Source organism: Chitinophaga barathri (assembly GCF_003807585.1).
Taxonomy (GTDB): domain Bacteria; phylum Bacteroidota; class Bacteroidia; order Chitinophagales; family Chitinophagaceae; genus Chitinophaga; species Chitinophaga barathri.
Map to the genome: position 1 here is coordinate 360242 of NZ_RMBX01000001.1, position 21753 is coordinate 381994.

General features: G+C 45.2%; 21 protein-coding genes. 12 read left to right on the forward strand and 9 right to left on the reverse strand.

Going from position 1 to position 21753, the window contains the following annotated elements; all coding sequences use genetic code 11:
• The first annotated feature begins 1009 nt into the window (after positions 1–1009).
• The 8 genes from EG028_RS01290 to EG028_RS01320 all read left to right on the forward strand — a co-directional run bounded on the left by EG028_RS01290 (position 1010) and on the right by EG028_RS01320 (position 8404).
• The gene (locus EG028_RS01290; RefSeq protein ID WP_206614331.1) at positions 1010–1822 is read left to right on the forward strand and encodes a DNA cytosine methyltransferase; all 813 of its coding nucleotides are present in this window, start codon (positions 1010–1012) and stop codon (positions 1820–1822) included.
• A gap of 98 nt (positions 1823–1920) precedes the next feature.
• A complete protein-coding gene (locus EG028_RS01295; RefSeq protein ID WP_120514232.1) occupies positions 1921–2544 on the forward strand; it encodes a hypothetical protein in 624 nt (207 codons plus the stop codon).
• Between the two features lie 201 nt (positions 2545–2745).
• On the forward strand, positions 2746–2916 hold the full coding sequence (locus tag EG028_RS27600) for a hypothetical protein (protein ID WP_162946188.1): 171 nt from the start codon (positions 2746–2748) through the stop codon (positions 2914–2916).
• 37 nt (positions 2917–2953) lie between these two features.
• Positions 2954–3952: a hypothetical protein gene (locus EG028_RS01300; RefSeq protein ID WP_120514233.1), complete on the forward strand. Its 999-nt coding sequence runs from the start codon at positions 2954–2956 to the stop codon at positions 3950–3952.
• A gap of 239 nt (positions 3953–4191) precedes the next feature.
• Entirely contained in the window at positions 4192–4587 is a 396-nt protein-coding gene (locus EG028_RS01305) for a plasmid mobilization protein (protein ID WP_162946189.1), read from the forward strand.
• Entirely contained in the window at positions 4572–5696 is a 1125-nt protein-coding gene (locus tag EG028_RS01310) for a relaxase/mobilization nuclease domain-containing protein (protein WP_120514235.1), read from the forward strand. Before EG028_RS01305 ends, EG028_RS01310 begins: the two co-directional genes overlap by 16 nt.
• A 150-nt stretch (positions 5697–5846) precedes the next feature.
• Entirely contained in the window at positions 5847–7832 is a 1986-nt protein-coding gene (gene mobC, locus EG028_RS01315; RefSeq protein WP_120514236.1) for a conjugal transfer protein MobC, read from the forward strand.
• 26 nt (positions 7833–7858) lie between these two features.
• The gene (locus tag EG028_RS01320) at positions 7859–8404 is read left to right on the forward strand and encodes a hypothetical protein (RefSeq protein WP_120514237.1); all 546 of its coding nucleotides are present in this window, start codon (positions 7859–7861) and stop codon (positions 8402–8404) included.
• A 380-nt stretch (positions 8405–8784) separates the two neighbouring features.
• Here the strand turns inward: EG028_RS01320 and EG028_RS01330 are convergent, their stop codons facing one another.
• On the reverse strand, positions 8785–9126 hold the full coding sequence (locus EG028_RS01330; protein WP_120514238.1) for a hypothetical protein: 342 nt from the start codon (positions 9124–9126) through the stop codon (positions 8785–8787).
• Between the two features lie 371 nt (positions 9127–9497).
• On the opposite strand from EG028_RS01330, the gene EG028_RS01335 reads away from it, so the two are divergent.
• Genes EG028_RS01335 through EG028_RS01350 form a run of 4 tightly spaced genes read left to right on the forward strand, consistent with a single transcriptional unit; the run spans position 9498 to position 11316 of the window.
• Complete coding sequence (locus EG028_RS01335; RefSeq protein ID WP_120514239.1) at positions 9498–10193, forward strand: response regulator transcription factor; 696 nt, start codon at positions 9498–9500, stop codon at positions 10191–10193.
• Between the two features lie 5 nt (positions 10194–10198).
• Positions 10199–10417 (forward strand): hypothetical protein, encoded by a 219-nt coding sequence (locus tag EG028_RS01340; RefSeq protein ID WP_120514240.1) that lies wholly within the window; start codon positions 10199–10201, stop codon positions 10415–10417.
• Between the two features lie 7 nt (positions 10418–10424).
• Positions 10425–10877, forward strand: coding sequence for an MbcA/ParS/Xre antitoxin family protein (locus tag EG028_RS01345; RefSeq protein ID WP_120514241.1), 453 nt, complete (start codon positions 10425–10427; stop codon positions 10875–10877).
• A 10-nt stretch (positions 10878–10887) separates the two neighbouring features.
• The gene (locus EG028_RS01350) at positions 10888–11316 is read left to right on the forward strand and encodes an RES domain-containing protein (RefSeq protein ID WP_120514242.1); all 429 of its coding nucleotides are present in this window, start codon (positions 10888–10890) and stop codon (positions 11314–11316) included.
• A 127-nt stretch (positions 11317–11443) separates the two neighbouring features.
• On the opposite strand, the gene EG028_RS01355 is transcribed toward EG028_RS01350, so the two are convergent.
• From EG028_RS01355 to EG028_RS01390, 8 genes are all read right to left on the reverse strand, one after another.
• The gene (locus tag EG028_RS01355) at positions 11444–12235 is read right to left on the reverse strand and encodes a tryptophan-rich sensory protein (protein WP_120514243.1); all 792 of its coding nucleotides are present in this window, start codon (positions 12233–12235) and stop codon (positions 11444–11446) included.
• Between the two features lie 5 nt (positions 12236–12240).
• Positions 12241–12948, reverse strand: coding sequence for a lycopene cyclase domain-containing protein (locus tag EG028_RS01360; RefSeq protein ID WP_120514244.1), 708 nt, complete (start codon positions 12946–12948; stop codon positions 12241–12243).
• Positions 12948–13406 (reverse strand): sterol desaturase family protein, encoded by a 459-nt coding sequence (locus tag EG028_RS01365; RefSeq protein ID WP_120514605.1) that lies wholly within the window; start codon positions 13404–13406, stop codon positions 12948–12950. Before EG028_RS01365 ends, EG028_RS01360 begins: the two co-directional genes overlap by 1 nt.
• Positions 13407–13452: 46 nt before the next feature.
• Positions 13453–14292 carry a phytoene/squalene synthase family protein gene (locus EG028_RS01370; protein WP_120514606.1) on the reverse strand — a complete coding sequence of 280 codons (840 nt, stop codon included), beginning with the start codon at positions 14290–14292 and terminating at the stop codon, positions 13453–13455.
• A gap of 154 nt (positions 14293–14446) precedes the next feature.
• Entirely contained in the window at positions 14447–15391 is a 945-nt protein-coding gene (locus EG028_RS01375) for a fasciclin domain-containing protein (protein WP_120514245.1), read from the reverse strand.
• 16 nt (positions 15392–15407) lie between these two features.
• A complete protein-coding gene (locus tag EG028_RS01380; protein WP_120514246.1) occupies positions 15408–16910 on the reverse strand; it encodes a phytoene desaturase family protein in 1503 nt (500 codons plus the stop codon).
• Positions 16907–17572, reverse strand: a complete 666-nt coding sequence (locus tag EG028_RS01385; protein ID WP_120514247.1) for a MarR family winged helix-turn-helix transcriptional regulator — start codon at positions 17570–17572, stop codon at positions 16907–16909. The genes EG028_RS01380 and EG028_RS01385 overlap by 4 nt, the downstream gene beginning before the upstream one ends.
• 124 nt (positions 17573–17696) lie before the next feature.
• Complete coding sequence (locus EG028_RS01390) at positions 17697–21752, reverse strand: hybrid sensor histidine kinase/response regulator transcription factor (RefSeq protein ID WP_162946190.1); 4056 nt, start codon at positions 21750–21752, stop codon at positions 17697–17699.
• Position 21753: the final 1 nt, after the last annotated feature.

Below are 21753 nucleotides of genomic sequence, written 5' to 3' on the forward strand. Positions count from 1 at the left end.
CTCCTGGTTTCTCAGGTGACCTTTTAAGCTTGTTGTAACGACTAGATTCGAACTAGCGACCCCTTGCACCCCATGCAAGCAGGCACGGACTTAAAGTAGTTTAAAGTAATATAAATGATTATTGAATTTCAAATAGTTACAAAACTATTCAGCAACTCACCTTTGTCACTTTTAACTGCCTTTCTCCACCTTTGGAGGGTACTGAGAGGGTACCGAAATATTGACATTCCCCTTGTTTAAGAAACTTTATCAAGCGCATTTCCGAACTCCTTTTCGTCTCACCAAAGAGAAGGAAGGAATCGATTAGCATCCAGAAAGATATTTTTTTACCGTATTCGGGCAAAGATATACAAGAAGAATGTATTTACAAAGGCTAAAAAGGGCATAAAACTGCTGAATCCACTAATACTCGCATATTCGCCCAATCCAAAATAGTCAAAATAGATTGTTGTGGAGTAGAGACGGGAAAAATATTCAGCCGTTTTTCCTTAAAAAAGGTTCCACCTGATGCATTTTAGATACTCCCTGAGTTTGTTTATGGTTTACCTTTTTTGAACGGGTCATTTCATAGTGGATACACCCGATGATGATCATAATGCCAATGATAAGCAAAACAATTCCGACTATCATGGCTATTCCCTCTAACAAGCGCGTAACTAACGAACCGCTATAAGTTCGGAAATGCTGTAGTCCACCTACTCCTCTCCTATAGAACCGGCGCCTTTTCACCGTATAGATCAGTACACCACCAATAATAAAAAGTATTACTCCGGCCAGGGTTACAATAAATACCTGCATAGAATTTCAGTGTTGGTTAAACAAATTATGGTCAGTCCGGCGCCTGAGAAGCAATATATAATTCCCTGTAAGGGCATACTGAAGATACGACTCTTCCCGAAAACGGGCAAGGTAACTGGTAAATAAAAATCTATTACCCTAATACTCAAGATACAAATTTGCATTGCCAGGATATCCAATTTTGACCTCGAGTCAAAGGAGGGACAAAAAGATGAGGGAAAAAGCATTGCGCCATGGCAGCTTATTCAGCGGTATCGGCGGATTTGATCTTGCCGCTCATTGGATGGGCTGGCAAAACATGTTCCACTGTGAAATAAACGAGTTCTGCAACAATGTGCTCCAGCATTATTGGCCCCAATCAGTCTCCATTAAAAATATTATAGGCTATGACTGGAAAAAATGGAAAAAAAAGATCGACGTCCTCTCCGGAGGATTCCCCTGTCAGCCCTTCAGCCTCGCCGGAAAACGGCTTGGGAAAAATGATGAACGCCACCTGTGGCCTGCAATGCTTGAGGCAATTCGGGCAATTAGACCGCGCTGGGTCGTGGCAGAAAATGTTCGCGGCCTTGTTAGTTGGTCAGAAGGGCTGGTCTTCGAAGAGGTGCAAGCTGACCTGGAAGCTGAAGGTTACCAGGTCCTTGCGTCCGTACTTCCTGCTGCTGGCGTCGGCGCACCGCATCGCAGAGAACGGGTCTTCCTTGTTGCCTACTCCGGTGACCAAAGCTGGAAGCCGACTCCTGAACAAAGAAGGGAAGAATGTCGCCGGGAATGGGAAAAGATATGGGGTCGGCCTCCTGCAACTGCTCCGGTCAGGAATGCTGCCTACACCAACAGCCAGCAGCGACCCGAAGGGAGGTATAAACCGCAAGGATCCGCGGCGGCAGAACAGCACCCTGGTGCATTGCATGCATGGCCACCTCGGGACGCCTGGAAAGACTTCCCAACTCAATCCCCGCTTTGTTGCAGCTATGATGAGCTTTCCGGACGACTGGACGGAATTGCCTTTTCTCGCTGGCGCAACTAAAGCCTGAAGGCCTATGGTAATGCTGTAGTTCCTGAGCTGATTTATCGCCTTTTCAGGTGCATCCAACAATTCACAGACTTACTCAAAAGAAAGGCGTTATGAAAATAGAACTTAAAAGCATCCATCATAGTGAGACGCTGAGCGAGGAAACCAACGCCTTCACGGCAAAGGTTTATATCGATGGGAAATTCGCTGCCTATGCACGAAATGACGGGCGCGGCGAAGAAACCAATATCCAGCCTAAAGATCACATGGACTGGGATCTGATCAAACAAGCCGAACAATACTGTAAAACGCTACCTCCGGGTACTTATGAATTTGGCGGTGAACAGCACGCTTACAGCATGACCTTGGAATCTGTTGTTGACGATCTGCTGGAGCAGCATCTCAGTAAAAAGCATCAGCAAAAATTTGACAGGAAACTTGCCAAAGCTATGGAAAGCGGGATTGTATTCGGTACACTGGAGGCAAATAGCCTTTCTGTCATTGGGTTTAAGATGCCTATCGCTACCCTACTCACTTACCCGCATGGTTCAGATACCATTAAACAGGCCATTGAACGCAATATTACCGGGCAGTTCAAGGAAGGCGAAAAAATACTCAATACGAATATTCCCGAGAAGATCCTGCGCGAAGCCGGCCTTATGGAGAACCAGTACACGCACCTCAAGGCACCGGTTCTCCGGCAGGCAAAAGAAAGAGGAAGAAAAAGGAAGCTCTGAAGCGAGGATGAACAATACAATAGAGGATGAACAATACAATACTTGTCAATGAATATTGAGCTTAAAAACATCAACCACAGCCCAAAGACTGTAGAAGCTTTCATCGCTCATCTCTATATTAACGGTGAAAAGGCCGGCCTGGTCTGGAACAGAGGAAGAGGGCTCCCAACTGCTTATCATCACTTGGGTAAGCTGTGAAGAATGCTTATCGCCGCTGCGGAGCTGGAGCACAAACTGAAGCAGCCGGAAAAATCCGTAGCTGCATGGCAAGTCCCCCAACCGCTGGCGCCTTTACTGGATGAGGTGGTACGGGATACAGCATCCGGGAAAAAAATATCTCATGCAATCACCATCCAGATCAAAACAGCATAACAGGAAAAAAGGAAAACGCCTTTAAAAAAGCAACGGTATGAAAAAGAAAGAATGGAACTATACCCTTCACATCATCTTTGACGGTAAATCATCCGAGCCGAACGGCATACGGATGTATTTCGATGATCTGCGGTGTGCATTTAATACATTGTTTGAACAGAATCACGATCAGTTTATTCCGCAAGACGAATATTTACCGCCGGTTGATGGCAAAGGGAGGGAAGCATATATTATGTCCCGGGATGGAGAAAAAGAACTGGTTGTTAGGGCAAGGCTGCACAGCATGATTAAGGACGACAGCTTACCGTCTACTCCTGCCATTTATTATCATTTTCCCAAAGGACCTGCTGCCTTTCAGAAGCAGGTTAGGGTCAAACTGAATCAATTCAGAGATTATAATCCGGCTCTGCCCTTTTTCCCGGTTCATTACCTGGTCAACGAAAATGGAATCAGGAAAAAGGAAAGCCTGGCCTTCCGGTTCCTGAAGAAACAGGCGAAAATAGAATCGCAGAACTTACTCTCCGTACTTGTCACAAATAAACACTTCGGGAACAGTTTCACCGGAAACAGGAAGGTTTCTGAGCTGGAATACCAGGAACAATTCTATTACAAGGATATCCAGGAGGCAATGAAGCACATTTTGAGCCTGGATATGAACCGGCTGAACGAATATGTTGCCTGGGAAAACAATCTGTCGGGCTTCTACAACAATGTAAGCTTGTTGCAGGAAGAATACCGCATTGGAGAACTGTTTTCGATAACCAATGTCAATAGCGGTAAGCCCGGTATATTTTATACCAATCGGGCTTCCCGACATTATGAGGCGATTAATACCGCGTTGAGTGTACTGCCGAAAAGCAAAGATTTCTCGTCAACATTTCAGGTCGGTGCATACAATGATCTATTTACGAACGCCAGACCCCTTAAAGAACTGGAGCAGACCATCTACCTCCAAAAGGCAGTACCAGAGCGCATTCAGCCAAGGAAATCAAATGCAGTACCGGTAAAACAGAAAGGGCGTTCCCCGCGAATGTGACTACCGGTAATATCAATAATGCGTGCCAATAGTATTAAAAAAATGACCGGCAAAAATAGAGGCCCGGGTATCTGAGGCAGCATGGCTCAAAACTGAACAGGACGGAAAACCCGTTTCCCCGGTTTTCGGCAAGATGTAGGAATGTTGACACATTCCCATCTTGCCCTGCCCACATGGACAGAGGGAAAGCCCTCCGGAGTCGGGCTTTCTGTTATCACACAAGACAAAAACCGTTGTATATGTGCGCGAGAAATGAGGAGAAGCTGACCCATAAAGTGTTTGCGCGGGTCAGCAAAACGAAATACGACGAGCTGCAGCAAATATTGCTGCAGTCACGCTGCCGGACCCTGGGAGAACTGATCCGGGACATCCTTACCGATAAAAAAATCGTAACCGTTACCCACGATGCCTCGCTGGATAAGGTGATGACAGAGCTTTCGGGAATCCGCAGTCAGCTTCAGGCTATCGGCAGAAATATCAACCAGGTCACCCGCCGACTCCACCAGGAAAGACTACCGGCAGCGCAGCGTGAATTGTTGCTGAGCCTGGCGGAACTCCAGCAACAAACAGAACAGAGCGTCTCCGGCCTATTTACTGCCGTAGCCAAACTCTCTGAAAGATGGTTGCCCGAGTAGTTTGCGGCAAGAGCATCCGGGGTGTGCTCAATTACAACGAGAATAAGGTCCGCAGCGTTGAGGCACAGCTGCTGATGGCCGCAGGCTTCCCCCGTGATGCCACCGAGCTCTCTTTTAACAGTAAGCTGGCCAGGTTTGACATGCTGATCCGGCTTAATGCCGGCGTTAAAACAAATACCCTACACATCACGCTGAACTTTTCCCGCAAGGAAACCCTGGATAATGAGCTGCTGTGTTCCATTGCAGCCGACTATATGGAGCGCATCGGTTTTGGCGGCCAGCCTTACCTTGTGTACCGGCATTATGATGCGGCACACCCCCATGTTCATATTGCCACCGTAAATGTTGACGCCGCTGGCAACCGTATCGAAACCCATAATATCGGCCGCAATCAATCGGAGGTGGCTCGCAAAGCCATAGAAGAAGATTACGGGTTGATAAAGGCGGAGGATCAGAAAAATGAAACGGCATATCACCTGCCGCCGGCCCGGCTTGACCGTGCCGCGGTTGGGAAACGCGCTACGAAATCAGAGCTGTCCCGCATTATCCTGGAGGTCACCGGTAGTTATCGCTTTACATCACTGCCCGAGCTCAATGCCGTACTCGGACAGTTCTGTGTATGGGCCAACCCCGGGCAGGAAGGAAGCCGACTGCGCGAAAAAAACGGGCTCCTGTATCAGTTACTGGACAGCCGCGGCGATCCCTCGGGTACACCGATAAAGGCCAGTGCTTTTTACAACACTCCCACGCTGAAAAACCTGCAAAAGCGATACACTCAGAATGAAACCGAGCGAAAGCCCTATGGCCAGCGTTTGAAACATTTGCTGGATAGGGCGATGAGCAAGGCAGCAGACGGCCCCGCATTTACCGCTGCGCTCCGTTCCCAGGGCATTCGTATCCTGCTCCGGGAAAACATCCAGGGTCAGGTCTACGGGGTCACCTTTATTGACAACGCTACGCGCTCTGTATTCAATGGTTCCGATCTGGGAAAACAGTATGGGGCCAAGGCTTTGATGGAGCGGCTGCTGGCGAAAGGCCTATGGCCATTACAGGAAGAGATCACTACCGGCAAACGGGCCAGACCTCCAGACCTTATATCCCGCATCTGAGCGGCCGGTAATCGAAGCCCGCGTGGATACCCGTCTGGTACAAGAGGAAAGAAATGTATATGGAGGTGCGGACAGGCAGCTCAGGAAGAAAAGAGGTTTGCAGGCGGAGTAGCCCGTAAAACCTTGAGGTGAGGTTGAAAATCGTGAAGTATGAATACGGGGGAGAATGCGGAAGCATTACGGAAGATTATAGATCTGATCCGTCAGGGAAGCATCTTTTTACTGGGCCTGCATTGTTATGTTTTTTGTTACCAGGCCTTTGAGCTTTGGGGGCTCACCCATAGCCTGGTCCGGCAGTTGCTGACTAACTTGGGCAATACCGGGCTGTTCCAGGAGTTTCATATCTCCAAAGCCATTGCCCTCGGCCTGCTGCTGGTATCGCTCATTGGCGCCAAGGGCAAAAAGAACGAGAAGCTGCGGCCGGGGACGGCCATCAGCCACCTGGTCTTTGGCCTGATCTTATACTGGGGTAGCAGCTGGCTGCTGGGGCTGGAGGCTTCGGCCCCCGTGCTCGCAGGGTTGTACATTACCGTCACCTCGTTAGGATTCCTGCTGACCCTCTTCGGTGGAACGCTGCTGACCCGCCTGCTGAAAAACCGGCTGGACCAGGACATCTTCAATCAACTGCAGGAAACTTTTCCGCAGGAGGAGCGACTGCTGGAGAACGAATACTCCGTTAACCTGCCGGCGCACTATAACCTGAAAGGGAAGATCCGCCGCTCCTGGATCAATATCATCAACCCCTTCCGGGCCCTGCTGGTTGCAGGCACACCCGGCGCCGGCAAGAGTTACTTCGTCATACGCCATGTGATCACCCAGCACATCCGCAAAGGGTTCACGATGTTCGTATACGATTTTAAGTTCGACGATCTCTCCATCATCGCCTACAATACTTTTCTAAAGTACCGTAAGCGTTATCCGGTTGAGCCGAAGTTCTACGTGATCAACTTCGACGACCTTTCCCTGAGCCATCGCTGCAACCCACTCTACCCGGACAGCATGACAGATATCACGGATGCGACGGAGAGCAGCAGGACCATCATGCTGGGGCTCAACCGCGAGTGGATACGTAAAACCGGGGATTTCTTCGTGGAGTCACCAATAAATTTTGTCACCGGTGTGATCTGGTATCTGCGCCGGTATAAGAATGGAAAATACTGTACGCTGCCGCATGTGATTGAGCTGATGCAGACTCATTACGATCAGCTTTTCCCCGTGTTGCGCACAGAGCCCGAGATAGAAGTCCTCATCAACCCCTTCGTTACCGCCTATGTGAATGGCGCCATGGAGCAGTTGGAGGGCCAGATCGCCAGTGCGAAGATCACGATGGCGCGCCTGGCATCCCCGCAGCTATATTACGTGTTTTCAGGTAATGATTTTACGCTCGATATCAACAACCCGCAGGAACCAAAAATCGTCTGCATGGGCAACAACCCGCAGAAGCTGCAGGTATACGGTGCCGTGCTTTCCTTGTATATCTCCAGGATGATCAAGCTGGTGAACCGGAAAAAACAGCAGAAGAGCAGCCTGGTTTTCGATGAGTTCCCTACCATATACTTTAATGCCATCGATAGCCTCATCGCTACGGCGCGCAGCAATAAGGTCGCCACCTGCCTGGGCGTACAGGATTTTTCGCAGTTGAAAAAAGATTACGGGCGTGAGCAGGCCGATGTGATCGCCAACATTGTTGGAAATATCATTTCCGGGCAGGTGGTGGGCGATACGGCAAAGACGCTTTCCGAACGCTTCGGCAAGATCATGCAGCAGCGGGAAAGCCTTTCCATCAACGCAAACGACACCTCTATCAGCCGCTCGACCCAGCTGGAAACCGCTATTCCGCCTTCCAGGATATCGTCGCTTTCTTCCGGTGAGTTTGTCGGCGCTGTAGCGGATGATCCCACCAACAAGTTCGAGCTGAAAACATTTCATTGCGAAATACTCAACGATCATGATGCCCTTAAAGCGGAGGAAGCCGCTTATCTACCTATTCCAAAGATCCGGGACATCACCCCGGCTGAGATAGAAACCAATTACCTGCGCATTAAAGACGAGGTTGCCTCCATAGTGGAAACCGAAATGGAGCGGATATATGATACGCCGGAGCTGGCGCATCTGCTCGTTGTCAGGGATGAATAATATATAAAAATAAAAAACAAAAAAAAATGGGAAGAGAAGTCAGAAAAGTAGCGAAGGGCTGGGAACATCCCAGGGACGAACGCGGAAGATATCACCCCATGTTCGCAGAGCCTTACATTGACGTGCTGCAAGAGTGGCAGCAAAATAACGCACTTTGGGAAAAAGGCATCCATCCTGATCAGCAACAATACCGCGGTGCCGCCGCCTGTAAAACCTATGCGGACTGGAACGGCCCAGCTCCGGATCCTTCCTATTATAACCAGCATAAATGGACGGAGAAGGAGGCCTGCTGTTTTCAGTATTACGAAACAGTAACGGAAGGAACCCCCTTGAGTCCTGTGTTTGATTCTCTAGCGGACCTAAGCGACTGGCTGATAAAAAATGAAGGATATACCAGGGCATACGCTGAGGAGTTCTGCCGGACCGGCTGGGCGCCAACCTTTATTGGCCAGGTTAGTGTAGACACGGAGAGCATTTTGAAAAAAGAAGAACAAATGCCACGAACCGTCCGACCGCCAAAGAAACGGAAAGGGAAAAAGCCGGGAATGCGAGCTTTTCCAGAACTGCAATAACTGCACCCAGATATACAATAGAAAAAATGAATATCTTTAGGCAATATTCTTCTACATGACAAATATTGAAAATGCTATCAGGGAACTGGAAGCCGAGAACCAACTCCACGCAGCGTTTTCAAGAACAGGGATTTGTCCCCCGCAAAGCGCGAACATATTAGCTATAGGTTACATTCCCGTAGGAGGAACGCCTGCTGGAAAACGAGTACTCCGTCAACCTGCCGGTAAGCTATAATCTAAAAGGCAAGTTCCCGCGCTCCTGGATAAATGTTATCAAACCCTTCCGCGCCTTGCTGGTTGCCGGCATGCCAGTCGCCGGTAAGAGCTACTTCGTGATCCACCACATGATCACACGAAACAAGAAGTTGCAGCCTATGATTTTAGCTTCCTTTTTTTGCAACGGGTAATTTTTCCTTGCCCCTCAGTTTCTTTTGTTTTTCAAGATCACTCAGAAACATCTGTATGTCATCCTCAGTTACTTTATCGTAATACGCTGAAAACTCGGTGTAAGATATTCCTAGGCCCCGGGATAAAGCTACATTTATCGAAAGGGTAACATCAAGCTTACCTGTGGAAATCTTTTGTATATGACCCGGCTCCAGCCCGGATTCTTTTGCAAGCTTGCGGAAACTTTTGAAGGGGCTATCTTTTAAGGCTTTATATAATCCGGCGGCATACCGGAGCTTGATAGCCGATTTTTCTTCTTTTTCGAGCGGTTTCATAATTACTGGAAAAATGACGGAAAAATTGCAGTATTTTGACGTATTTAATTACGTCAAAACGAAATATTCCCGTATTTTCGCGATGTCATCTGGTTTTTAGGCAAACCGGGGAACTTTATTAACTATTTTTGAGATTCTTCAAAAAGGATTTGAAGGATTTCGCTATAAGTCTCGTCAGAAATACCGCGAATTTTTCTAAAGGTCGAGATGGTAGTGAAAGCCTGCTCTATATTTCAAATATAGGGTGGGCCTCTATCAGCTTACTGACCTCGGGTTCTTCGCGGTTCCTCTGACGGTAAGACGAGGCTCGCCCTATATTTTTTTGCCAGCCTCCCTTACAGACTTCCATTATTTCACTAAAACGGAATACAATGGAATCCTTAAAAGTAATTATCGTTCGGGACAACAAAGGGAACCCGCTTCTGGCAAAAAAGTTTTCCGTAGAAGAATTCATAAAAGGCTGCGTTTTTCAATATGAAAACTGGAAAATTTCCAGGCCGCAAGCCCTCAAGGCCCATCTAATAATCATCTGCCCCGAACTTGAGCTGTATCAAGCCAAACATGCGGTAAAAAAAATCCGTGAGAGAAGTGATGTTATCCCCATCATAGCCATCCGCCTGGAAAACTCAATTGTATATAAAGCGCCCCTTTTCGATGCCGGGCTCGACGATTATTTATGCATGCCTTTTGATGGTAGAGAACTGACGTATCGGGTGGATGCGCTTATCCGGCGCACCATACCATTGAATTCCGACATGCCGGAAACATTTCAAATAGCTGACTCCTTACTTGACTATAGTAGGTTGACGATAAGATTCAATGCTGACAAGGCATTCAGGCTAACTCAAAGGCAAGCAGACCTCCTCTGCTTTTTCTGTAAACATCCTGATGTTTTACTTAAACGCGGTGAAATTCTTACTCATGTATGGGGAAAGGACGACTATTTCCTGGGCAGAAGCATGGATGTAATCATTACCGGCATCCGAAAAATCCTTTCCGCCAGCCCGGTGATCAGGCTGGAAACCATCCATGGGAAAGGCTTCATCTTTCATACAAATAAAAAATAAACATTATGAATAACACAACCAACCGCCTGGAATCTATTTCCGTGGCCTTCAGACAACTGGACAACCAGTTTCGTAAAAAAGTATGCAAGGAATGTGCCTGGAGCGAGGCCACCTATTACCGCAAACGGAAATTAGCCGGGCGTTTGTCGCCCGCTGAAATCACCACCATGCTGAATATCACACAGCAATTAATCAGCCATCTTAATAAAACCATCTCTAAATAATACACTTATGAAGAGGAAAAACACCACTGAAAAGCAAGTCTTGTTGCAGGAATTCCTTTTTTCGCCGAAAGCATTAGCCGGACTGCAACATTTACCGCTTCAAAAACGCATACAGTTCGTTCAGGCGGGCATTTCCAAGGTCCACTTGACCGAAATAAAGCAAATGCTGCATTTTGACTATGATTTATTGAGCCGCTTGTTATTGATCACGAACCGCTCAATGCATTTGAAAAAAGAGAATGATCTGTTCAGTACCAGTGTCAGCGACCGGATCATGGCGATCCTTGAACTCTACAGTTTCGGTTATGAAGTCATGGGAGGGCATGCGGACTTTCATGAATGGATGCGGCAACCCAATGAAAGGATATTGAAAAATACGCCGCTTCAGATGATTGGCACTCACCCCGGGCTGCTGGCGGTGAGGGAAGTATTAACCAACATCCGTTTTGGTCAACTTTAAAAAACTATCTATGAAACTGTTCCGGCTCGTTCACGAGAATGTCACGCCATTACTAGAAAAAAATCCTGTTTATGGTTGTTCCTTACATACAGGAAGGCCGTTCTTTTATGGATTTGAGGGTATTGCAGGGGCAATTCTTGAAAGTTCCATTTACTTTTCATTGTATGAAGTGCCTCCTACAATCGTCTCAGTAGAATATGATCTTCCGGATGAAAGCCTGCATACTATCAAGGATAATTCTCCCGACCTTTATGGAAACTATGCCCGCGGGAATGATAGGTTGGGTGCCTGGGTTGCTGACTTTCTTCATAACAATGTTGCATTGGTGGCAGCATTCCCCTCGAAACATTGGGCACGGCAGCGCAATTATATTATCAATCCGAAGCATGATCTTTTCCAGCAGGTAAAGATATCCGATATCAGGAGTGTATATTATTAATACAGCCTTACTGCGCCGACCGGCTGCGTAGATCCTTTGCTCCCGCCTCTTTTTGGCGGGCTTTTTCCAGCAGGTTACGGCGGCGTTCGTGGGCGGCTTAAAAGAAGTTCCACTTTAGTTTGCCTGTTCAAAATACTTTCTCTTTATAAATGAACTGATTTCTCTTCCTGTTTTGATACCCATGAATGACGATGTTGATAAAAACAACGATAGTAGCAACAATCGCTACCCAAAAGATAAGCTCATTCCCGTTTTTATTGGCAACAGAAATCGCGATTAAAGCCCATACGCAGACCAAGGCGAATTCCCGCATATTTCGGTTCCAAATTATAAAGATGTTTATTAGTGCGGCTATGATTAACATGATAATCGTCCAAGTTGTTTCAGAAATGCCGAATCCGTCCCATCGTATCTTTGTGAGATAAGCGGCGATGTTTGCTATTAAAGCGACGGATACCCAACCGGAGTATATACAAAATGGCCACCATTGAAAAACAAACTTTTTCAATGGGGCATTATGCAATTCCATGTTTGTATTCACAACCACTTTAAGAAGTGAGATCAGTAATACGATTATTAAACCCACAGACAACAGGATATTATGATAGAGCCAGGCAATTACCCAAAGACTATTAGCGACGCAGGAGACAACAAACCACCAACCGATCTTCATGATGGTGTGTTCTTTTTCTTCGGTTTGCTTAAATAACGGCCCATAATAAAAGACAAATCCTAACATGCCTAAATAGATAAGTCCCCAAATGGAAAATGCATATCCGGCAGGGGTAAAAAGATTTTGATACTCCGCAGATACCGAGGCCATGGTATTCCCATTGAATACTCCTGTGTTGGACACATAATTCATCACAATGGTTATAACAAGAGCAAAACCGTTCAGAATTTGAAGTGTTTTTTTCATATATACTAAATTTGGAGATGACTATTGTTTACTTCTTCTCCCTTAAACAGCTTAAACAAATAAATTACCAGCAAAAACTGTACATATCCATAAGCAGCGTCTTCTATAGGAATTGTCAACATCCGGATACCTAAAAACTTTTCAGGATTGTAATTGACAATGGGGGATTCCAAACCCGTGCCGGTGAGAACGCCATTTACAGGAAAAAACCCAAGCATGAGGACTAAGAAAGTAAAGGAAGCTCTGCCTATCCATTCTGCGCGTGCAATAAAATGAAGATAAATGAAAGTAACAATGACTGCTACTGCTGTAACAAGCGTGTAGGTCTTTTCGTGGTGCAATAATGCTACTACAGAACAGATGATAACACTCACAAAAACAATGATGTTGTTAAAACCATCCGCCCAGTCCAACCTGAAAAACATATCCAGGCAATAAAAAGTGAATACGCAGGCGAAGGGAATGCAAATAAAAAATAACCATTCTTCTAATGGTATCCCGCCTATGATGACGCCAATTGTATATTTTGTGTCAAACCACCATACTCCATGAGCAGTAAACCAGATATCCCAGGCGATAAATGGAATAGCCACAATGATTGCGGCTTTTAGAAAAGGGATGAAAAATCTATTGAACCGGATCCTTCTGTCAAAAGATGCAATAAAACAGATAATGACTGTCAGGAAAATAATTAGAAAGTAAGTGTATGACATTACCCCTGTTTAGCCTTAAAAAATATTTGGAAATATTTCCATGGCACATATAGAAACCCGAAACACTCTCCATCCGCTTTACCCAGATGTTTGTGATGCTGTTTATGTGCTCTCCGCAAGGCAAGAAAATATGGGTTTTTGCTTTGTGAAAGAAACTTTACTCGCTGATGAATAAATAAGTCATGTACCAAAAAATAAGCCATCCCATATAACATAATGCCCAGGCCGATAAAAAAAAGGTAATTAAAGTTCCGTAAAGAACCAAAGTACATTAGTGCAATCGTTGGCAGGGCAAAAATCACAAAAAAGTAGTCGTTCTTTTCCAACAGCCCCTCATTGCTATGGTCATGATGATCTTTATGAAGCACCCATAAAAATCCATGCATAATGTATTTATGAATGAACCATGTGGCTCCTTCCATGGCGACAAAAACAAACAATGCAATTAAAGCATTCATAATTTCTACCGTTTTTTTGAACAAGTCTTCTAATATAAGGAAATGATCATCGTAAGCAAGCTGTTTTATATCTTACATAACTTTTAAGCGCCACAATCGCTTTTTCAGGATTGGGAACCCGAATCCTGTTATTCAATATCTCTTTGGAAGATTTCTTTTTTATCTTTTTAAACAGCGATAAATAATATCTGTAAGCCAGATAAACTCCAAACATTGAAGAATTAGGTAAGCGCTTTATGCCTATTAAAGCCTCTTTGAATTCCGTTTCAATTTCTTCCTCTATCTTGCATTTTACGCAATTATCAAACACGCCTATATTGATATTCGGGAAATAAGTGCGCCCTAATATTTGATAATCGTCTTTCAGGTCCCGCAGAAAGTTAATTTTTTGAAATGCAGAGCCGAGTTTCATCGCATAAGGCTTTAGTTCTTCATATTGAGCTTTGTTATTCTCAGTAAATACCTGCAGACACATAAGACCCACTACTTCGGCAGATCCGAATATGTACTCTTTATACAACGCATCATTGTAATCTACCTGACCTAAATCCAACTGCATACTATGCAAAAACTGGTCAATTAATGTTCTTTCAATCTGGTACCGGCACACCGTTTCCTGAAACGATTGCAGTATAGGATTTAATGAAATCCCTTCATCTATAGAATTTCCCGTTTCTATTTTAAGCCTGTTTAATAATTTTTCTTTATCGTATCCCTGGAAGCTATCAACGATTTCATCAGCCAGCCGGACATAACCGTATATGGCATAGATCGCTGGCCTGATAGATGCTTTTAACGCCAGAATGCCCAATGAGAAACTGGTGCTGTACTTTTCTGTAGTACGCTTACTTACTTCATAAGAAAGTTCATCAAATAGTTTCTTCATAGCCCAACGTTTAGAATAGTGACATGCTTCATCATTAAATATTATTACCATATTTATTTAAGGGGCAGGGCCATTTCCTGAGCAATAAATTTTATTTTAAACGGCCCTGCCTTTTTTCACTCACGGTTTTTCATAGAATTCATTAACTGAATAATTATGGAAGAAGGACTTTATCTATAACGTGAACTACACCATTCGTAGCCATAATGTTAACAGCGGTAATGTTGCTGGGGCTTGTGTTGCTATTTCCCTTTACGGTGGCATTGCTACCAAGGCCAACAATAATACTGCCCCCATTTGCGGTTGTCAAACTTTGTCCATTGGAAAGATCGGATGAAAACGTTCTTGCGGCTACTACGTGATAGGTGAGTATCGAAGCCAAAGTGTTTGGATTCGCCGCCTGAATAGAAGCTACGGTAGGAAAACCCGCATCAATGAAAGCCTGGTTTGTTGGCGCAAATACTGTCAGAGGGCCGGCAGATGTAAGAACCGCCGCAACATTCGCACTTCCTTGGCTTGCCCGTATTACAGCAGCTACCAGGTAAGTTAAATTACTATTGGCTTGTGCTACTTCAACTAAATTTCCGGCAGGTGGCATAAGCAGATGTTCAATGGAATGGATCACTCCATTGCTTGCCCCTATGTCTGCGGCTGTTACTTTCCAGCCATTCACAAAAACCCCTTTGGCATTTTTGGTTACATACACCGTTCCACCCCCGGCCGTCGTTACCGCAGCATTAGGGCCTGCTGGCACATTTGCGGCCATAACTTTTGAACCAAGTGTGTGATACAACAAAATAGCCTTAAGCTGGTCAGCGGAAAGGCCGGCAATGACGCTGCTGGTAATACCCGATGAAGCAAAGGCATCATCATCCGGCGCAAACACCGTAAATGGGCCTGTACCACTAAGCGTAGTTGCCAGATCTGCTTTAACGACAGCACTTTTTAAAAGTGAGAAATTGGGATTGGAGGAAACGACGTCCGTAATCGTTTTTGGCGAATCATTGTCCTTATCTTTTTCACAGGAAGTAAAAGACAGTAACATTGACAAGATAGAAAAGGTTCCAATACCAGCTTTTGACACGAATCGACTTTTCATATTTTTAGTTTTTATTTTAATGATTGTCTATAACGTGCTTTTGTGTTTTTTGAAGAAGACGGATCACTTCATCCGCGGCAATTTTCCCCGAAATTATGGACGGCGGAACACCAGGGCCCGGCACGGTTAATTGGCCGGTATAAAACAGGTTACTCACTTTTTTATTCCTGATTTTAGGCTTTAATATGGCTGTTTGACTTAAGGTGTTCGCAAGCCCGTATGCATTGCCGCCATAGGCATTGTAATCCGAAACAAAGTCACTTGCACAATAACTTTTTTTAAATTCTATTTTTGACTTTAGGTTACTAATCCCTGTTTGTTTTTCTATTCTCGACAGCATCTCATTTAAATACTTCTCCCTGATCTGCTCATTATCCGCTATTCCAATTGCCAAAGGCATTAAAAGAAAAAGGTTCTCACAATTTTCCGGGGCAACGCCTGCATCGGTTTTAGATGGGCAGCAGCAATAAAAAAGTGGTTTTTCCGGCCATTTTTTATCGCGATAAATACTATCGATATGTTCATCGAGATCATATTCAAAAAAAAGTGTATGATGTTTAAGGTTAGGTATCTTTTCTTTGATCCCTAGAAAATAAATCAGGCAGGAAGGAGCAAAAGTTTTCTGAAGCCAGTAATTTTCAGAATAGTTTCTGTATTCCTGATCAAGAAGTGTTTCTGTATGATGGTAATCTGAGGAAGCAACCACCGTATCAAACTTATAACATTTGCTATTGATGATTAGTGAACTTACTCTTCCATTCTCAACGTTTATTCTTTCTACGGTGTGATTGAAGTGGAAAGTGGCTCCTTCCCTGCTGGCTAACTTGTGCATAGCAAGAATCAATTGATGGAATCCGCCCATAGGATAATGTGTCCCCAGGGCATAACCACCATAATTCATCAGACTATAAAGTGCTGGTATATTTTTAGGTGAAGCGCCAAGAAATATAACCGGAAATTCCATCATCGTTTTCAATTTAGGATTGGAAAAATATCTCGCTACATAAGTCCTAAAATTGGTTAATAAATCAAGGCTTAAAGCACTTTTCGCAATTTTAGGTGATAAAAACTCTACCCAGGAATTGCAAGGTTTGTTCACATACTCCCTCATACCAACTTCATACTTGAATTTCGCCGACTTCATAAATTTTTCTAATTGTCCTCCTGCGCCTTTCTCAATTTCTTCAAACAAGATTTTCATATCATCAAGTTTCTCCGGAACAGAAATTTTTCCATCGGCAAAAATCATTTCAAACTGTGGATTTAGGGACACCAGTTCAAAAAAATCAGAAGTCCGATAGCCAAAATCAGAAAAGAAACTTTCAATAATATCCGGCATCCAATACCAGCTTGGCCCCATATCAAAAACGTAGCCTTCTTTCGTGCAAAATTGTCTTGCCCTTCCACCAGGGTGGTGATGTTTTTCGAAAACATGCACTTCATACCCTTTACGTGCAAGATACCCTGCAGACGATAGCCCCGAAAACCCGGCGCCTATGATGGCAACATTTTTCTTCATTTTTGCATACTATTTAAAACTTCACCTAGCAGGTTTTCAGTATCGATATTTTTATCATAAATTGGCTGGTGAAAATCATTCAGTTTATTTAGTAATCTTATGAGTTCCAATTTTTCACCAGCCGTTAAATCACCACAAACAATATTAGTTGCCTGGCGCACTTTTATTAATAATCTATCTAACACTCCCAGGCCGAGAGGAGTAATGTTGATCACTTTACTCCTTTTATCAATTTCCGAAGTTGTCTGCTTTACCCAACCCTTGGCAATTAAACGGTTAATAATTTGCATTCCGGCCGGTTTCTCATGAACATTCTTTTTTATCAAATCTATTTTCGTCATGTTCTTACTGAACTTCAAAACAATTAAATAGATCACGTCGTCTTGGCTGGAAAATTCTGAGCCGTGCATTGCTGATTTAAAATAATTTTTGCCGAAACGATTCATATGGACAATGTGACTGGCTATAACGCTTTCAGGACTCCTTCCTGTCATTTTGCCTTCCCAGTCAGGCTGAAATGATTGTATATGCTCTTCTTTATAGGAATCAACAATCCATTTTTTAAAATCTTCCACGTCATTTTTATGTAAACTCCTATTAAGATTTGCGTGATCGTATTGATTAATTAAATCGAGGATATCCTTAATAAAGTTATAGTCCATAAATAACAATTAGAATACTAATATACTAAAATATTGCAATTTCCGTCATAATTTTCATAATTGGACAATATATAGTACAATTATATACTTTTATGAAGGTCAACCCACTGAATTTCATGATTTTCTACTTTGAAGCATTGCGCAGCCTTCTTACAAATTCCGATGGAGAACTCCCATATTCTTTCTTAAACATCCTGGAAAAATAAGAACTGCTCTGTAGCCCGATCCTGTCGGCAACTTCCCCAAGTGTTACATCCTCATGTGTCATAATGTAAATGGCCCGCTTTAAACGGATGGTTTTGACAAACTCTCCAACGGACTGACCTGAAATTCCTTTAATCTTTTGATAAAGTTTTGTGCGGCTGATGTTCATGCGTACGCACAGAAAATCTACCTCCAGGTCGGGATTCTGGATATTGTCTTCTATGATTTGCAGTAATGTGTTCATGAAGTCTTTATCCTTCTGTGAGTGTACCAGTTCTGTAGCTTCTATGAGATGATCTTTGGTATATCGCCGCTTCAGTTTGCCGGTTCGGTCAAAAATGTTATTGATGGTTAGCAGCAGCAAAGACGTGCTCAGTGGTTTGGCGAAGTAGTAGTCTGCACCAGACTCCAGGCCTTCTAGCTTAGTGTCCAAACCGTCCTTGGCAGAAAGGATTACGAAGGGGATATGACTGGTTTCAAAAGTTTGCTTGATGTATTTACATAATTCGATACCATTCACGCCAGGCATCATTACATCGCTTACGATCAGGTCAGGATTAAGTTCTGCTGCTATTATGATTGCACTGCTGCCGTCGCCGGCCTCATGTACGTGATAATAGGGTTCCAGCGATTCACGCAGGAAGGTGCGCAGCTCCAGGTTGTCTTCCACCAGTAAAATGTGCTTGGATTTCCTGATGGTTACATTGGGCATCGGCGTTAAATTAAGAGGTGCAGCTATCTCATTGTCCAATTGCTCCAGCTGCGAACCTTTTTGAATACCAGGCACAATGATCTCACCGGCGCTGTAGTTTTCTTTTCCCCAGGGAAGCGCTACCAGGAACTCTGTGCCTTTATTGCGCTCACTGAATACTGCGATCTCACCTTTGTGCAAATGCGTCAGGCTCTTTACCAGCGCAAGCCCTACTCCTGATCCCAGGTGATGATTGCTCACGCGGAAGTAGCGGTCAAAGATGTCAGGGAGGGAAGCTTCCGTAATGCCAATACCGGTATCCGTTACCAAAAAATAAATATATTGGCTGGCCTTTAGTTCATGCGGCAGTTGCAGACCTGCATTAAATGATGGTTTGAACAGCTCTTTTTCCAGGAAGTACTGAAGGGTTACCTGTCCGCCATTGTCGGTATATTTGAAAGCGTTGTTTAATAGATTCAGGAGGATCTTTTCCAGCACCTGTGCATCAAAATAATTCACTGATGTACCGCTGCCTGTTTTATCAATGACATCAAAGCGAATATTTTTTCCTTCTGCCAGCGCCGCGAATTCTTCATATAAGCTCTGGCAAAATTCACTTACCGACATTGGCTGCACCTGGAGGCGAATGGCCCCATCAGCCACTTTTTTGAAATTCATCAGCTCACTTACCAGGCTGATGAGTCGCTTTACATTACGCAGCATCAGCTGATAGGCATGGGCACGCGTTGGTTGTTCATCTTCGGAAACGAGGCGTTCCAGTGGTCCGCGGATCAGGGTTAGCGGGGTACGGAAGTCATGGGATATATTTGTGAATAGCTGCAATTGCTGCTGGTACAGTTGTTCACGCTGCTGATGTATGGCTTCGCGCTGGCGTTCGGCTGCGGCGCGCAGGGCTAGTTCATTTTTCAACCGGTACCAGCGGGCCTGGTAAACATAAATGCCCAGCAAAGCGCCAATGAAGAATAAGATATAAAAGAGCTTCGCCGCCGTGGATTTCCACCAGGGGGGAATCACGGTTATCATTATACTCGCCTGCCGCCCGCTCCAAACGCCATCATTATTAGATGCCTCTACCAGAAAAGTGTAGTCCTTAAATTCCAGATTGCTGTAGGCGGCGCCTGCACTTTTGCCATCCGTGTATTGCCAGGTGTCATCATGGCCTTTCAGCATATACCGAAACCGGCATTTCAGTGGATTGGCGTAATGCATGGCGCTAAAGGAGATCACGAAATTATTCTGCAAGTGGTTGAGACGCACGGCTGCATCAGCGGTGATATAACGGGTAGAGTCTTCAGGTTCGTTATTTACGGAAAGCCGCGTGATCTGCGGAGCGGCGACGACAGGGTTGGAGGTGATATCTGCGGGCCGGAAATAGCTCAAACCATTAATCCCCCCAAAAAACAATACCCCTTCTGCACCGCGGCAGGAGGAGTTCACTTTAAAACTGTTGCCCTGCAGCCCGTCATTTTTATCATACCGAACTACTGCGCCGGTGCGGGGATCAAAGCGCTGCAGACCGTTACCCGCCAGCCATATATACCCCTGATCATCTATTTCCAATCCCTCTACATCTTTAAAGATGCCTTCGGTGAAAGCGGTGATCGTGAAAGAATCGTCCGGGCGCAGGATCATGCGGTTCAGCCCCCCGCCAATGGTACCTATCCAGTAAGTACTATCGTTCTGCTTCGCAATCGGATAAATGTAGTTAGAGCTCAGGGAGTTAGGTTTACCGGTAGCCTGATAGCTCAGGCTTTTCAGGATATTACCTTCCTTATCCACGATCAGCCTTTTGAGACCGTGGGTACTGGCGGCCATCAGCTGAGGATTCACGGAATCCGCGTGTATAAAATAGCTTTCCCCATACCGTTTAACCTGGTATGTTCCAGCAGCGTCCTTATAGATTACACCAAAATTATGCGTGTGGTCACCAAACCAAATGTTACCAAAGCAGTCTTTTACCAGGACATCTACCACATGATTGGGAAAATTTTCCGATCCCGGCGGGCGCCAAAGCTGCTGCCGATCAGGACGCATGACCACAATGCCCTGAATGCCACCTATCCACAGGTTACGTTCATTGTCTGTAGCCAGCGCGGTGATGGTATTACCCGGAAGGCGTACAGCGCTGTTGTAGTTATTATATACCTGTACCACCTGTTGCTTTTCAAGGTCATAATGATTAAGGCCATTATCGTTCGTCCCTACCCAAAGATCTCTTCCATTTTCATCCAGGATGGCCCGCACATAACTGCCGGAAAGAGAATGCGGTTCTTGCGGAAGATGTTGCAGGGTATAAAACTTCTTTTCATAAAGGTCTGCATAGTGTACTCCATTGCCAAAACTACCCGTCCAAAGGCACTGCGACCGGTCAATGAAAAGCGTCCGCAGCCCGCTTAGGTTAATATATTTAACCGGACTCCCGTTATTGATCTCCTGGATGAAATCCAGGTCTTTGCTTAGTTTTACAAGGCGCTGGTTTGCATTTACCCAGTAATCGCCATCCGTTTCCTGGACCACGGCGGTTACCTCTGCACTGAGGATCATGGTTTTGGCAACGGCCCAATGTTCATTCAGGGGCAGGGTCAGGTAAAGATTTTTTGCTGAACCCAGCAGCACGTGCTCCGATTGATCTACAAACACCCTGTTAAATTGCTTTTCGGGGCAGCCGTCCACATTTACCCGCACCACCGTGCCGTTCGCTTGCAACACCCAAAGACCTTCCGTAGTAGCCATGAATAGCCGGCCGTCCTGGCTCATGTCAATATCATTGATACTTATGCCGGGAGGCAGTGGCAGTTTTTTTTCTGCCAATCTTCTTCCTTTCGCCACATAACATCGCAGACGGCCGCTTCCTGCCAGGGCATAAAACACCTCCGGAGAGTGAACCACCAGCTTTACGGGGTCCAACATTTGCGACGCCCGTTCCAGGGTATAATCTATATACCCTTCCGTATGGGTATCAAAACGCTGGAAACCGGCTTCTGTACCCAACCATAAAAAACCGGTACTGTCCACCCCCATGCAGAGTACCCGGTTGCGGTAGGCATTTCCCAGGGGCATGTTACCATTATAATACCGCCGGATGTGGTACCCGTCGAACCGGTTGATGCCAAACAGGGTAGACACCCAGATATATCCCTGTTTATCCTGCACAATATCCGTTGCATCGGTGTGGGAAAGCCCCTCGTCTACGGTCAGTGCATTAAAATGATAAGGGTAAGATTGCGCCAGCATCCGGCCCCCGGCTACCAACAGCAGCAACATT

Excerpts from the sequence above, each read along its gene's own strand:
- EG028_RS01290 (WP_206614331.1), top strand. The coding sequence starts at position 1,010 with ATGAGGGAAAAAGCATTGCGCCATGGCAGCTTATTCAGCGGTATCGGC.
- EG028_RS01295 (WP_120514232.1), top strand. The coding sequence starts at position 1,921 with ATGAAAATAGAACTTAAAAGCATCCATCATAGTGAGACGCTGAGCGAG.
- EG028_RS27600 (WP_162946188.1), top strand. The coding sequence starts at position 2,746 with ATGCTTATCGCCGCTGCGGAGCTGGAGCACAAACTGAAGCAGCCGGAA.
- EG028_RS01300 (WP_120514233.1), top strand. The coding sequence starts at position 2,954 with ATGAAAAAGAAAGAATGGAACTATACCCTTCACATCATCTTTGACGGT.
- EG028_RS01305 (WP_162946189.1), top strand. The coding sequence starts at position 4,192 with ATGTGCGCGAGAAATGAGGAGAAGCTGACCCATAAAGTGTTTGCGCGG.
- EG028_RS01310 (WP_120514235.1), top strand. The coding sequence starts at position 4,572 with ATGGTTGCCCGAGTAGTTTGCGGCAAGAGCATCCGGGGTGTGCTCAAT.
- mobC (WP_120514236.1), top strand. The coding sequence starts at position 5,847 with ATGAATACGGGGGAGAATGCGGAAGCATTACGGAAGATTATAGATCTG.
- EG028_RS01320 (WP_120514237.1), top strand. The coding sequence starts at position 7,859 with ATGGGAAGAGAAGTCAGAAAAGTAGCGAAGGGCTGGGAACATCCCAGG.
- EG028_RS01330 (WP_120514238.1), bottom strand. The coding sequence starts at position 9,126 with ATGAAACCGCTCGAAAAAGAAGAAAAATCGGCTATCAAGCTCCGGTAT.
- EG028_RS01335 (WP_120514239.1), top strand. The coding sequence starts at position 9,498 with ATGGAATCCTTAAAAGTAATTATCGTTCGGGACAACAAAGGGAACCCG.
- EG028_RS01340 (WP_120514240.1), top strand. The coding sequence starts at position 10,199 with ATGAATAACACAACCAACCGCCTGGAATCTATTTCCGTGGCCTTCAGA.
- EG028_RS01345 (WP_120514241.1), top strand. The coding sequence starts at position 10,425 with ATGAAGAGGAAAAACACCACTGAAAAGCAAGTCTTGTTGCAGGAATTC.
- EG028_RS01350 (WP_120514242.1), top strand. The coding sequence starts at position 10,888 with ATGAAACTGTTCCGGCTCGTTCACGAGAATGTCACGCCATTACTAGAA.
- EG028_RS01355 (WP_120514243.1), bottom strand. The coding sequence starts at position 12,235 with ATGAAAAAAACACTTCAAATTCTGAACGGTTTTGCTCTTGTTATAACC.
- EG028_RS01360 (WP_120514244.1), bottom strand. The coding sequence starts at position 12,948 with ATGTCATACACTTACTTTCTAATTATTTTCCTGACAGTCATTATCTGT.
- EG028_RS01365 (WP_120514605.1), bottom strand. The coding sequence starts at position 13,406 with ATGAATGCTTTAATTGCATTGTTTGTTTTTGTCGCCATGGAAGGAGCC.
- EG028_RS01370 (WP_120514606.1), bottom strand. The coding sequence starts at position 14,292 with ATGAAGAAACTATTTGATGAACTTTCTTATGAAGTAAGTAAGCGTACT.
- EG028_RS01375 (WP_120514245.1), bottom strand. The coding sequence starts at position 15,391 with ATGAAAAGTCGATTCGTGTCAAAAGCTGGTATTGGAACCTTTTCTATC.
- EG028_RS01380 (WP_120514246.1), bottom strand. The coding sequence starts at position 16,910 with ATGAAGAAAAATGTTGCCATCATAGGCGCCGGGTTTTCGGGGCTATCG.
- EG028_RS01385 (WP_120514247.1), bottom strand. The coding sequence starts at position 17,572 with ATGGACTATAACTTTATTAAGGATATCCTCGATTTAATTAATCAATAC.
- EG028_RS01390 (WP_162946190.1), bottom strand. The coding sequence starts at position 21,752 with ATGTTGCTGCTGTTGGTAGCCGGGGGCCGGATGCTGGCGCAATCTTAC.